General features: G+C 64.2%; 10 protein-coding genes. 4 read left to right on the plus strand and 6 right to left on the minus strand.

What is annotated here, in order from left to right:
* Nucleotides 1-6: 6 nt before the first annotated feature.
* Together AC1DYC_RS26425 and AC1DYC_RS26430 are read right to left on the minus strand one after the other, a co-directional pair.
* Complete coding sequence (locus AC1DYC_RS26425; protein WP_477410669.1) at nucleotides 7-1,209, minus strand: mandelate racemase/muconate lactonizing enzyme family protein; 1,203 nt, start codon at nucleotides 1,207-1,209, stop codon at nucleotides 7-9.
* Between the two features lies 1 nt (nucleotide 1,210).
* Nucleotides 1,211-1,930, minus strand: coding sequence for a FadR/GntR family transcriptional regulator (locus tag AC1DYC_RS26430; protein WP_477410670.1), 720 nt, complete (start codon nucleotides 1,928-1,930; stop codon nucleotides 1,211-1,213).
* 97 nt (nucleotides 1,931-2,027) lie between these two features.
* On the opposite strand from AC1DYC_RS26430, the gene AC1DYC_RS26435 reads away from it, so the two are divergent.
* A complete protein-coding gene (locus tag AC1DYC_RS26435; protein WP_477410671.1) occupies nucleotides 2,028-2,927 on the plus strand; it encodes an SMP-30/gluconolactonase/LRE family protein in 900 nt (299 codons plus the stop codon).
* Nucleotides 2,928-3,006: 79 nt separating this feature from the next.
* Here the strand turns inward: AC1DYC_RS26435 and AC1DYC_RS26440 are convergent, their stop codons facing one another.
* The gene (locus AC1DYC_RS26440) at nucleotides 3,007-4,548 is read right to left on the minus strand and encodes a helicase HerA-like C-terminal domain-containing protein (RefSeq protein ID WP_477410672.1); all 1,542 of its coding nucleotides are present in this window, start codon (nucleotides 4,546-4,548) and stop codon (nucleotides 3,007-3,009) included.
* A gap of 313 nt (nucleotides 4,549-4,861) precedes the next feature.
* On the opposite strand from AC1DYC_RS26440, the gene AC1DYC_RS26445 reads away from it, so the two are divergent.
* Complete coding sequence (locus AC1DYC_RS26445; RefSeq protein WP_477410673.1) at nucleotides 4,862-6,301, plus strand: methylmalonyl-CoA mutase subunit beta; 1,440 nt, start codon at nucleotides 4,862-4,864, stop codon at nucleotides 6,299-6,301.
* A complete protein-coding gene (scpA, locus tag AC1DYC_RS26450) occupies nucleotides 6,298-8,418 on the plus strand; it encodes a methylmalonyl-CoA mutase (protein ID WP_477410674.1) in 2,121 nt (706 codons plus the stop codon). The genes AC1DYC_RS26445 and scpA overlap by 4 nt, the downstream gene beginning before the upstream one ends.
* A 34-nt stretch (nucleotides 8,419-8,452) precedes the next feature.
* On the opposite strand, the gene AC1DYC_RS26455 is transcribed toward scpA, so the two are convergent.
* The gene (locus AC1DYC_RS26455) at nucleotides 8,453-9,745 is read right to left on the minus strand and encodes a hypothetical protein (RefSeq protein ID WP_477410675.1); all 1,293 of its coding nucleotides are present in this window, start codon (nucleotides 9,743-9,745) and stop codon (nucleotides 8,453-8,455) included.
* A 267-nt stretch (nucleotides 9,746-10,012) separates the two neighbouring features.
* Entirely contained in the window at nucleotides 10,013-10,486 is a 474-nt protein-coding gene (gene greA / locus AC1DYC_RS26460; RefSeq protein WP_477410676.1) for a transcription elongation factor GreA, read from the minus strand.
* Nucleotides 10,487-10,625: 139 nt separating this feature from the next.
* Between greA and AC1DYC_RS26465 the strand changes: the two genes are divergently transcribed.
* Complete coding sequence (locus tag AC1DYC_RS26465) at nucleotides 10,626-11,981, plus strand: TIGR03808 family TAT-translocated repetitive protein (RefSeq protein WP_477410677.1); 1,356 nt, start codon at nucleotides 10,626-10,628, stop codon at nucleotides 11,979-11,981.
* Here the strand turns inward: AC1DYC_RS26465 and AC1DYC_RS26470 are convergent.
* A complete protein-coding gene (locus tag AC1DYC_RS26470; protein WP_477410678.1) occupies nucleotides 11,974-12,978 on the minus strand; it encodes an asparaginase in 1,005 nt (334 codons plus the stop codon). The two genes, AC1DYC_RS26465 and AC1DYC_RS26470, sit on opposite strands and share 8 nt — an antisense overlap.
* Nucleotides 12,979-13,004 lie beyond the last annotated feature (26 nt).

The raw sequence follows: 13,004 nt of genomic DNA on the forward strand, positions 1-13,004 counted from the left end.
GATTTTCTAGATGTCGGTCTTGTCGGAGACGCGGCGCTGGACGGTGTAGGCCTTGCCAAGGTCGGGGTTGAGCGCCAGCCCCAGGCCCGGTCCCGGCGGCACGGTGATCATGCCGTTCTTCACTTCAGGCAGCGCCGTCACCAGGTCCCGGTACCAGGTGCGGTAGAAGGCGCGCACGCTTTCCTGAACCAGCGCGTTGGGCGCATTGAGCGACAGATGCGTCGAGGCGGCGAGCACGACCGGACCGGTGCAGTCATGCGGCGCGACCGGCAGCCGCCATGCCTCCGCCATCGCGGCGATCTTGCGCGCCTCCGACAGGCCGCCGCACCACGAGATGTCGAGCATGACGATGCCCGCAGCCCCGGTTTCGAGCAGGTCGCGAAACGCCCAGCGGCTTCCCAGTGTCTCGGAGGCCGAGATCGGCGCGGAGCTGACCGCCTCGTAGCGTTTCAGGTCGCCGAGGCTGTCCATGCGGATCGGGTCCTCGTGCCAATAGGTGGCATAAGGTTTCAGCGCGCCGGCAATCTTCATGGCCGGCAGCAACTGCCACATCGAATGGAACTCGACCATGATATCGATCTTGTCGCCGACGGCGCGGCGGATCTTCTCGAATGGCTCGAGCGCCGATTTCAGATCGGCCGCCGAGATGTCGTTGCCACGCGTCTTTTCGGCGGCGTGATCGAACGGCCAGATCTTCATGGCGGTGATGCCGTCCTCGAGCAGTTCTTCGGCCAGTTCGCCGGCGCGGGTGAGGAAGCCGTTCAGATCGTCATAGTCGCGCCCGGCGCCGATGCCGTAATTGGCCGTCGTCTGGCCCTTGGCGTCCTTGATGTATTCGGTGCCGGCGCAAGTGTTGTAGGTGCGGATGGAGCGACGGCTGAAGCCGCCAAGAAGCTGCGCGATCGGCTGGCCAGTGACCTTGCCGAAGATGTCCCACAGCGCGATGTCGAAGGCCGAATTGCCGCGCACCTCGGCACCGCTGGAGCGGAAGCCGAGATAGCCGACCAGGTCGGCCGACAGCAGATCGATCTCGAGCGGATCGCGGCCGATCACCCGTGGCGCGACATATTCGTGCAGATACGCCTCGACGGTGCGCGACAGGAAGAAGGTCTCGCCAAGCCCGGTGATGCCCTCGTCGGTATGGACCTCGACCCAGAGAAGGTTGGGCCGCTCCTCGATGCGAATGGTCTCGATCGCGGTGATCTTCATGTCAGGCGATTCCCGCATCGAGCAGCGCCTTGACGCTCTTGTCGAAATGCTGCGCCATGTGCTCGACGGCGAGCCGCGGATCGCCCTTGAGGATCGCCTCGGCTATGTCCTCGTGTCCCTTGATCATTTTGAGCTGGTCTTCGCTGGAGGAGCGTGTCCGCCAGCCGATCACCCAGGTGCGGCGCGTGACCCCGCTGAAGGCGGTGACGATCAGCGAGAAGACCGGGTTGTGCGAGGCTGCGGCGATCGCCTCGTGAAAGGCGATGTCGTGCTCCATGACGATCTCGGGGTTCCGGAAATTCTCACGCATCAGCCTGGCCGATTGCGCAATCGCGGCGGCTTCCGCCTCGGTGCGGCGGAGCGCCGCGAGCGCCACAGTGCGCATCTCGATCGTACGCCTGACGTCATAGACCTGATGGACGCTGATCTGCTGCGTGGTGATGCCGTGCTCGATCACCATCGACATGGCGCCGGTGTCGAGCTTGGCGACGGTGGCGCGGCGCCCGGCGCTCATGTCGATCAGGCGCATTGCCGAAAGCGACCGGAACGCTTCGCGCACGACGGTGCGCGAGACATTGAGCTGGCGCGTCATGGCCGCTTCGCTTGGCAGCGGGTCGCCCGCCGCAAGGCCCTCCGAGCGGATGTGCTGGGTGATCGCCTGGATCGCCGTGCTCACAAGGCCGGGATTCGGCTCAGCCGCTGTCTCCGTCGGATCCTGCATGTCGCTCCCTCAAAACCTGTATGACAGGTTGCTATCTAATTGTTGATAATTTATCCAAGAGATATATGTCAAGAGTGTTTCTAGCCTGGGGAACCGCATGAACGAGACGAACGCTGGCCTGCTCTTCGATGCGCGTGACGTCGTCGGGGAGAGCCTGATCTGGGACGATCGCTGCGACCGGCTGGTCTGGATTGACATTATCGGCCGCAGGATCCACCGGCTGGATCCGCTGACCTTGGCTCACGAATCCTGGGAGACGCCCGATCTTGTCACGTCGATCGGCCTGCGCGCCGACGGCGGCGCCATTGTCGGCCTCAGGAACGAGATTGCCTTGTGGGACTTCGGCGGGCCGTTTCGAACGATCGCGATGATCGAGCCGGACAGGCCCGACATACGGCTGAATGAAGGCGTCGTCGCGCCAGATGGGTCGTTCTGGGTCGGCACGATGGCCAACAACATCGGACCGGAAGACGCGCCGATCGCCATCACGCAGGACGCCGGGCAGCTGTTTCGGGTCGCCCCCGACGGCGGCGTGACGCGCCTGTCCGACGACCGTTTTGGCATCACCAACACCATGGTGTGGACGCCGGACGGTCGCTTCGTGACCGCCGACACGATGAAAAACGCAATCTACAGCTATGCCTGGGACGGCGGCTCTTCACGGCTTGCCGACCGGCGGCCTTTTTTCGGCAGCTTTGAGCGGGGCCTGCCCGACGGCTCCTGCATGGATGCCGAAGGTTACATCTGGAATTGTCGGGTCGTGGGCGGCAGCTGTCTCGCCCGCATCGCGCCGGACGGCCGACTGGACCGGATCGTCGAACTGCCCTGCTCGTGGCCGACGAGCTGCGCCTTTGGCGGCGCCGATCTCGACACTCTGTTCGTCACCTCGGCGCGCTTTACCATGACCGCCGAGCACCTTGACGCGCACCCGCATGAGGGCGGCCTCTTTGCGCTCCGTCCGGGGGTGCGCGGCCAATCGAGCAACCGCTTCGGTTAGGTTCTCCGCGATGCAGCCGGGGAGAGGCCGCTGGCGTTGGCCACCGTCGCCTCAAATCGGTCGGGCGGGCTGATGCTTGCTACCGTCCCCTGGACAGGCTGCCCAGTATCCCGCGCACGATCGCACGGCCGACCGACGAGCCGACGGAGCGCACCACCGCCTTGATCGCCGCCTCGGCCACGGTCTGGCGGTTGGACGGGCGCGGCGCCGGCGCGCGCCGGGACGGCGGCGGTGAATCGTCATTGCCGAAGCCGGGGATGGTCCAGCGCGAGCGGCCGCTGTCGGCCTGTTGCGCCTGTTCTTCGGCATCCTGCGCGCCCTTGGCCTTCTTCTGCAGCATCTCGAAGGCCGATTCGCGGTCGATGGTCTGGTCGTACTGTCCGGCGACCGGACTCTGGTCGATCAGCTTGCGGCGCTCGTCGGCCGTGATCGGGCCAAGGCGGGAGGATGGCGGCCGGATCAATGTCCGCTGCACCATCGACGGCACGCCCTTGGCTTCCAGCGTCGAGACCAGCGCCTCGCCGGTGGCGAGTTGGGTGATGGCGGTGGCGCAGTCGAAGTCGGGATTTGGCCGGAACGTCTCGGCGGCCGTCCTCACCGCCTGCTGCTCACGCGGCGTGTAGGCGCGCAGCGCGTGCTGCACGCGGTTACCGAGCTGGGCGAGAACCTTCTCGGGGATATCCAAAGGGTTCTGGGTGACGAAATAGACGCCGACCCCCTTGGAGCGGATCAAGCGAACCACCTGCTCGACGCGGTCGATCAGCACCTTCGGCGCTTCGTCGAAAAGCAGGTGCGCCTCGTCGAAGAAGAAGACCAGCTTCGGCTTGTCCGGGTCGCCGACCTCGGGCAACTCCTCGAACAGCTCCGACATCAGCCAAAGCAGGAAAGTGGCGTAGAGCCTGGGGTTCATCATCAGCCTGTCGGCGGCGAGCACGCTGATGGCGCCGCGGCCGTCGCGGGTGGTGCGCATGATGTCGGCGATGCGCAAAGCCGGCTCGCCGAAGAAATGCGCCGCACCTTGCTGTTCCAGCACCAGCAGGGTGCGCTGGATGGCGCCGACGGAGGGCTTGGTGACATTGCCGTAGCGCGCGCTGATCTCGTCGGCGCGCTCGGCGATGTTGGCCAGCAGCGCCTGCAGATCCTTCATGTCGAGCAGCAGCAGGCCGTCCTCGTCGGCGATGCGGAAGGCGATGTTCATGATGCCTTCCTGCGCTTCGGAGAGGTTCATCAGCCGTGACAAAAGCAGCGGCCCCATTTCCGAGACGGTGGCGCGGATCGGATGGCCCTGCTCGCCGAACAGATCCCAGAAGATGACCGGGAATTCCTGGAAATCATAAGGGTCGAGCTTGACCTGTTCGGCCCGCTTGACCAGGAAATCCTGCGCCTTACCCATCATGGCGATGCCGGACAGGTCGCCCTTGATGTCGGCGCAGAACACCGGCACGCCGGCATTGGAAAAGCCTTCGGCCAGGATCTGCAGGCTGACCGTCTTGCCGGTACCGGTGGCGCCGGTGATCAGGCCATGGCGATTGCCATACTGCAGCAAAAGCTGCTCGGCGCGCTGGTAGCTGTCGTCGGGCTTGCGGCTGGCGCCGAGGAAAATGCTGGTCTCGTCAGCCATATGTCTATGTCTCCGCAAACTGAAGTGTTAAGGCCAATGGCCTTGCCGCACCTATAGTCAGGCCATTGCACAGCGACAATGCCAATCGTCAGATGGGCCAATTGTCTAAACTGGACCAATCCTCCAAATCGGTTTTTGGAGCTTGCGGATTTTGCCGCTGTTTGGCAATCGTTCATGGTTCGTCCTCGCGGACTGGCCTATATCAGGGAGATCGAGTTCGGACCCTGGAGTCGCATTGCATTGCGATATCGGACGGGGAACCGTAGACTGGACTGCCCAGGCTGGTGCGGCCGCATAAGAACGAGGAAAATGGATGGGCGCCGGAGCCTTGCAGGAAGTCGAACCCACAAACGTCGAGCGCCAGCGATGGCTGGCCTTGGCGGAAAAGGCGTTGGCCGGCGCATCCTTCGAGGACAGGCTGGTGTCGCACACCGACGACGCCATTCGCATCGAACCGCTCTATGAGCGCGCCGGCGGGGCGGAACCGCTTGTGCGCGCCAACCCCAAATCGCTCTGGATCGTCAGCCAGCGCATCGACGATCCCGATATCGGCCGTGCCAAGGCTCAGGCGCTCGACGATGTCGCGCAAGGCGCGACGGGATTGTCGTTGGTCTTCGAAGGCGCCCCGAATGCATTCGGCTATGGCCTGCCGAGGACGGCGCAGGCGCTGGAGAGCGTGCTCGACGGCGTGCCGCTCAACCGCGTGCAGATCCGCATCGACGCGCATCCGTGGAGCCGCGCCGTCGCCGACTGGCTGGTTGCGTTCCTGAGCAAGCGCCGCTCCGATCCGGCAAAGCTTAACCTCTCCTTCGGCATCGATCCGGCGGCGATCTTTGCCGGAACCGGCAGGCTGCGCATGTCGATCGAGGCGCTACAAGCATCGATGCCGCAATCTCTGGCGCATTTCTTCTCGCTGGGCGTGCCGGGCGTGCTGCTCGAGGCCGACGGGCGGGTGTTCCACAATGCCGGCGCCACCGAGGCGCAGGAGCTCGGCACCATGCTGGCGTCCGCCGTCTCCTATCTCAGGATGTTCGAGGATGCGCGCCAGCCGCTCGTCTATGCCGCGCCGCATATCGGCTTCGCGCTCAGCGTCGACCAGGACCAGTTCCTGTCGACGGCCAAGCTCAGGGCGTTGCGCAGGCTGTGGGCGCGAATCCAGGAGACGTGCTCGATCCCGGCCTCGACCGCCAACATCCATGCCGAGACCTCGTTCCGCATGATGACGGCGGCAGACCCCGAGACCAATATTCTACGCACTGCGATCGCCGGTTTTGCCGCAGCCGCCGGCGGCGCCGATTCGATCTCCATCCTGCCGCATACGATCGCTCACGGCCTGCCGGCGCCTTTTGCCCGCCGTGTCGCCCGCAACGCGCAGCTGATCATGGCCAATGAGAGCCATATCGACCATGTCGCGGACCCTACCTATGGCTCGGGTGCGGTCGAGGCGCTGACGCTCGGCCTATGCGAAGCGGCGTGGGAAGAATTCCAGAGGATCGAAGCGGAAGGCGGCGTTCTGGCGAGCCTGCAGCAAGGCCATATCCAGTCCCGCGTCAAGGCAGCGTCCGAGCGCCGCGCCGCGGCCTACCGGTCGGGCGAACGGGCAATCATCGGCACCACGCTTTACCCGCTGAAAAGCGAGGCCCCGGTCGAGACGCTGGCGGCTGAGCGGCGGCCTCCTTTCACCGAGGGCGTGGCGGTTTGCGAGGCGCTGTTTCCGGTCCGCATCGACCAGTCGATCGGAGCCGCACCGTGATCCCCGACTTCAGCCAGATCGGCTGGTCGGTGCCGCGGCGCGCGCCCGTCGAGGTCAAGGGCTCGCGACTGACGCCGGAAGGCATTGCCGTCAAGCATCTCTACGGCCAGGGCGACCTCAAGGGGCTTGCCGATCTCGACACCTATCCGGGCATGCCGCCCTTCGTGCGCGGCCCCTACCCGACCATGTATGTCCAGCAGCCCTGGACGATCCGGCAATATGCCGGCTTCTCGACGGCGGAAGAGTCCAACGCTTTCTACCGGCGCAACCTCGCTGCCGGCCAGAAGGGCCTGTCGGTGGCGTTCGATCTGCCCACCCATCGCGGCTATGACAGCGACCATCCGCGCGTTGCCGGCGATGTCGGCATGGCGGGCGTGGCCATCGATTCCATCCTCGACATGCGGCAGCTCTTCGACGGCATCCCGCTCGACGAAATGACGGTGTCGATGACCATGAACGGCGCCGTGCTGCCGATCATGGCGCTCTACATCGTGGCGGCGGAAGAACAGGGCGTTGCGCAGAAGGATCTCGCCGGCACCATCCAGAACGACATTCTGAAGGAGTTCATGGTCCGCAACACCTACATCTATCCGCCGAAGCCCTCGATGCGGATCGTGTCGGACATCTTCTCCTACACGTCGAAGAACATGCCGAAGTTCAATTCGATTTCGATCTCCGGCTATCACATGCAGGAGGCCGGCGCGACGGCGGACCTGGAGCTCGCCTACACCATCGCCGACGGCATCGAATATGCCCGCGCCGGCGTCGCCGCCGGTCTCGATATCGACCGCTTCGCGCCACGGCTTTCCTTCTTCTGGGCAATCGGCATGAACTTCTTCATGGAGGTCGCCAAGCTCCGCGCCGCGCGGCTTCTGTGGTCGAGCCTGATGCAGAAGAATTTCGCGCCGAAGGATGAGCGCTCGCTGTCGCTGCGCACCCATTGTCAGACGTCCGGCTGGTCGCTGACGGCGCAGGACCCCTACAACAACATCACCCGCACCATGATCGAGGCGATGGCGGCGACGCAGGGCCATACGCAGTCGCTGCACACCAATTCCTTCGACGAGGCGATGGCGCTGCCGACAGACCATTCGGCCCGCATCGCCCGCAACACGCAGCTCATCCTGCAAAAGGAATCCGGCACCACGCGCATTGTCGACCCGTGGGGTGGCTCGGCCTATCTGGAGCGGCTGACGCATGATCTGGCGGCGCGCGCGCTTGCCCATATCGAAGAGGTCGAGAGCCTTGGTGGCATGGCCGCTGCGATCGAACAGGGCATTCCGAAACTGCGCATCGAAGAGGCGGCAGCGCGCACGCAGGCTCGCATCGATTCCGGCGAGCAGATGCTGGTCGGCGTCAACGCGCATCGGCCGGAGAACGACATCGAGGTCGACGTCTTGAAGATCGACAATGCCGAGGTCCGAGCCCGGCAGTTGTCGAAGCTGCAGAACCTCAAAGGCACGCGCAATGTCGGCGCGGTCGAGAGCGAACTCGATGCGCTGACCCGCGCTGCGGCGGGTAACGAAAACCTGCTGGAATTTGCCATCCGCGCCGCGCGCGCCAATGCGACCGTCGGCGAGATTTCGCTGGCGCTGGAAAAGGTCTTTGGCCGCCACGTCGCCTCGGTGCAGACGATCTCCGGCGTTTATCGTAATGCGCTTGGCGACAATCTGGCGGTCGACCGGCTGCAGGAAAAGATCGAAGCGTTCGAAAAGACATCCGGCGGCAAGCCACGCATCCTCGTCGCCAAAATGGGACAGGATGGCCATGATCGTGGCCAGAAAGTCATCGCCACCGCCTTTGCCGATCTCGGCTTCGACGTCACCGTGGGCGCGATGTTCCAGACGCCTGAAGAGATCGCAAAGCTCGCAGTCCAACAAGACGTCCACGTCATCGGCGCCTCGTCGTTGGCGGCGGGTCACCTGACGCTGATCCCGCAGTTGAAGGACGCGCTGAAGAAGCTCGGCCGCGACGATATCCTGATCGTCGCCGGCGGCGTCATCCCGCCTCAGGACTATGACGCGGTGCTTGCGGCTGGTGCCGCGGAAATCTTCCCGCCGGGCACGGTTATTCCGGAAGCGGCGGATCGGCTGCTGGACCGGCTGCTGGCGGGCTGAGCGGCACCGTTAGAATACCCGTTGCGGCAGTGCGCTAAGCGGGGTCGGTTTCAGCAGGGAAGCGCCAGGTCAGATTCGGGGGAACTTGTGGAAATGCGGCCGCCATGAAGGCGGCGAAAACCTCTCGGCTGACGAACACTTCGGTCAGCGGCCTGCTGCCATACGGGTCCTTCGGAGTCGGCAGTTCGAACATTGCTTCCGTATTTCGATTCTCCAAACTGAATCGAGGTGTGTCCGACTGGGCCATCAGACGCTCGGCGAATCTGTCAGGATCGCCTGGCTCCCACAGCATCATCCGCAAAGCGCTCCATGCGTTCCAACGAGGACCCTCGGCCTGAATTGAGCCCTGCCCCCAACTCGGGGACGTTATGACGCGAGAGGAGAGCAGGAAGGTTTCCAACCGTTCGCGCACCTCGCTCTTATGACTGCTGTCCCTCAGCTTCTCCATGCCATGCGAGAAATAGCCTTCATGCTCGGCCGAGCGACGACGCACGAAGTCGGTCAAGGACTCGACATCGTCCGCCACAACGCCGAACACGGTGGCGAACATCCTGTCGAATTCGGCTGTGATGTCACTACGCAGCCTAACCAGGACAGCGGTCCAGTCCGCTTCCTCGGAACCGCAGGCCGGCAGTTCCCGATCGATCGCCCGCCGCATGATGCGGATGATCTCGATCTCCGCACCCCGCTGGGCTAGCCATGCCGAGCGGGCTTGATACGCTTCCTTGTCGGGGCCCGAAAGGTACGGCTGATCTGGCTGTCCTCTCCGCGTGCGCAGGAACTCGACCACCGCCGATCCGAAGCCAGGATGCGACAGCAGGCGCCGCTGAAGGTCGCCCATCCGGCAGACACCGCCGACGCCGCGGTAGCTCCAATCGGCGCGTGGTTGCGGGATTGGATATCTTTTTTCATCATGGGCTCGGTAACCGCTGGGCTTCGGCCCCTGCCCCGTGTCCCGTTCTAGCGCAACAGCAATCACCATCCGCGCCGTCAAGGGTGAGGCGGCTTTCGCAAAACCCGCGACCAATTCGTCCAGCGCGCCTGGCGTGTTCGGGACCATCTCCATGATCATTCGCGCAACCAGGTCCCGCTGCCAGTCTGAACCCTTCGCATGCAAGCGGGCGTAGATAAGCGCATGCGCGCGCGGATTGTCCTTAAATTCAGCGACCAGCGCGCAAAGAGGCGTCCATATTTGGTCACCGCCATTCACGATGGCATCTTCGAGTTCGCCTAGCCGGTTACCCGCCCAACGCCGCTTGTGGGCGGCGTCGTGGATGCGCTTCAGGGCGGAGAGGTACTCCAAGTGTTCACGAAGACTATTGGCCACCAACGTCCTTTTCTCAGGCATCTCCAAGGAGAAGAACGAACGATACCTGGCAACGTTTTCGCTTTCCTTAAGCTCGACGCCTAAAAGCGCAGCATTACTAGCCGTTCATCATCCAGCAGCAGAGACACGAACTCCAACAGGCCTGCCAGACGGGCGCGGCGCAGCCATCGAACTGTCAAAATCTCGCACAGACCTCCGAGACGGCGTGATCGAGATCGTCATGGTGGCGGCGCAATCGCATTCACGCCATGTCGCCAAGCTTGAAGGTCAGCCGTCCGACAGCTTGACGATTTCCCACTCCTTGCCGTTGACGCTCGCCACGTCGCCGACCTTCTTGCCGTACAGTGCGATGGCCATCGGCGAGACGTGGGAAATGCTGCCCTTGGCGGGGTCGGCCTCGTCTTCGCCGACGATCTTCCAGTGCACCTTTTTGCCGTCGTCGGCTTCCAGCGTGACGCTCATGCCGAAGCGCACCTGGTCACTGCCCGGCTCAGGAACGGAGAGTTCGGCACTTTCACGCCGCGCGGTCCAGTAGCGCAGGTCGCGCGACACGACGGCGATGCGCTCGCGGTCGGCTTTTCGCTCGGCTTTCGCCAGTATGTCGCGCAGATCGGTCAGATTGTCCTCGATCTGCGCCAGCCCACGCTCCGTCACCAGATTGCGGTGCGGGCTGATCGGCCGCTCGCCGATGCCGGCAATGGCGTTTTCGCTGTCTTCCTCGCGGGTAAAAGCTCTGCTCATCGGATAAACTTAGGCCCGCTTCGGCGACTGTACAAGCCACTTGCCGGACCCGGTCATTGGCCGGACTATGGGCCGAGCGAAGACCTCTGCGGCTGGCATGATTCCTGCGGTTGGCCGGACGATCGCAAGGGATGTGCCGATGTTGAACAGACGAGCGCTTCTGAGGGGGACGGCCGGCTTTGCTGTGCTCGGTCTTTCGCTGGGCAAGGCCTTGGCAAAGACGGCTGCGCGCGGCTCGATCGACGCCACGGAGCTTGGCGTGCAGCCGAACGCCCCGGACGATCAGACCAAGGCGTTCATCCGAATGCTTGCCGAGGCGAGCGAACGCAACGCGCCGGTGTTTCTGCCGCCGGGCAACTATGTCGTATCCAACCTGAGCTTGCCCGCCCGTGTCAGGCTTTCCGGCGTGCCCGGCGCCTCACGCATTATCTACGGCGGCAACGGCCACTTGCTGACCGCCGAACAGACTGAGCATATCGACCTCACAGGGCTGGTCTTCGACGGCGCCAACAGTTGGCTGGCCGATGACGCGCAAGGCCTACTCGACCTGCGTCGCGTCGCCCATCTTGCCATCGACAATTGCGCGATCACCGGCAGCGGCAAGCACGGGCTGGCGTTCGAGCATGTATCGGGCCGCGTCGAGCGCTGCGACATATCGGGGGCAGCGGATGCCGGCATCTATTCCGTCGAGGCCGCCGGCCTCGAGATATCGGGCAACACGGTGTCCGATTGCGGCAATGGCGGCATTCTCGTACACCGCTGGCAGCAGGCCGAGGACGGCACCATCGTCAGCGGCAACCGCGTACAGCGCATTGGCGCGCGCAGCGGCGGTACCGGCCAGAACGGCAACGGCATCAACGCCTTCCGCGCCGGCAATGTCTCCGTCACCGGCAACATCGTCTCGGACTGTGCCTTTTCGGCGATCCGCGCCAACAGTTCCAGCAATCTGCAGATGACCGGCAACACCTGCTCGCGTTCGGGCGAAACCGCGCTCTATTCCGAATTCTCCTTCGAAGGCGCCATCATTGGCAACAACATCGTCGACGGTGCCGCCAACGGCATCTCGATCGTCAATTTCAACGAGGGCGGCCGCATGGGCGTGTGCTCGAACAACATCGTGCGCAATCTGTCGACCACAGGCCCCTACCCTGCCGACCCACCTGGCTTCGGCGTCGGCATCAGCGTCGAGGCCGACACCACGGTTACCGGCAATGTCATCGAGAACGCGCCGCTCTACGGCATGCAGATCGGCTGGGGTGCCTATATGCGCAATGTGGTGGCGACGGGAAACATCATCCGTCAGGCCGGAACCGGCATCGCCGTCACCGTGGTCGAGGGCGCGGGAAACGCCATCATTTCCTACAATGTCATCGACGGCGCCAAAAACGGCGGCATCATCGGCCAGCGCTGGGCCGAGCCCGCGACCGGCGACCTCGCCCGGTTAAGCGATACCGGCTATGCGCATCTGACGGTCGAACGAAACCGCGTTAGCTAAGCGCCGCGGTCGGCCGCAGCGAGCCGACCTTGGCGCCGATGCGGCTTTCGATTACTGGATTGGCCTGTTCCAGAAGGTTTGCCGCCAGCGCCTCGTCGGAACTCAGAAGTTTTGCCAGCACAGCCGCGATCATCACCTCGGCGGCGCGGCCGGCGCCGTCATCGCATTTCAGCGCGATGCCGAGGCCGAGCTCGGGAATGGCGGCGCAATAGACGCCTTCGGCGCCGGTCTTAACGAAGACGCGGCCGGGCGCCGCCTGCATCAGCGCAACATCCGCCTTGCCGGTGCCGGCAACCAGGAAGGGCTCGGCCATGCACGCCGACAGCAGACGCTTGGCCGCCTTGGCGCGTTCAGGACCAAAGCTCCTGCCCGTCGCCATCCGGGCAAAGCCCAGCGCGAAGCTTTTTAGAGGCACGGCGTAGGTCGGGATCGAGCAGCCATCGATGGCCCGGTCATTGGCATCGTGAGCAGCGCCGGTCACCGCCTGCATGGCGTCTCGTACCATCTCCTGAAAGGGGTGGCCGGCCTTGACGTAGCCCTGATGGGCAATCCCCGAGTGCACACAGGTGCAGAGAAAGCCGGAATGCTTGCCGGAACAATTGTTGTGGAGCGGGTTCGGCGAGCCGCCGGCACGCGCCAGTGCAATCTCCGCACCATGGCTGGACGGCCAGTGCGCACCGCATTCCAACGCCGTCTTGTCGAGGCCGGCCTTGGCCAGCATGGCTTGCGCCAGTTCGACATGCGCGGGCTCGCCCGAATGCGAGGCGCAGGCCAGCGCCAGTTCGCGGTCACCGAAGCCGTACGCGTCGGCAGCACCCGTTTCGACCAGCGGCAGCGCCTGGATCGCCTTCACTGCGGAGCGCGGAAACACTGGCCGCGTCGTATCGCCGATCTCCATCACAGGCTTGCCGTCGCCATCGAAGACCGCGACAGCGCCGCGATGGGCGCTCTCGACGATCGCGCCGCGCAAGACTTCGACCAGAACCGGATTTGTCATGACTACGCCCTAAAAATACGGGCTGC

The organism is Mesorhizobium sp. P2_E7, assembly GCF_056403855.1.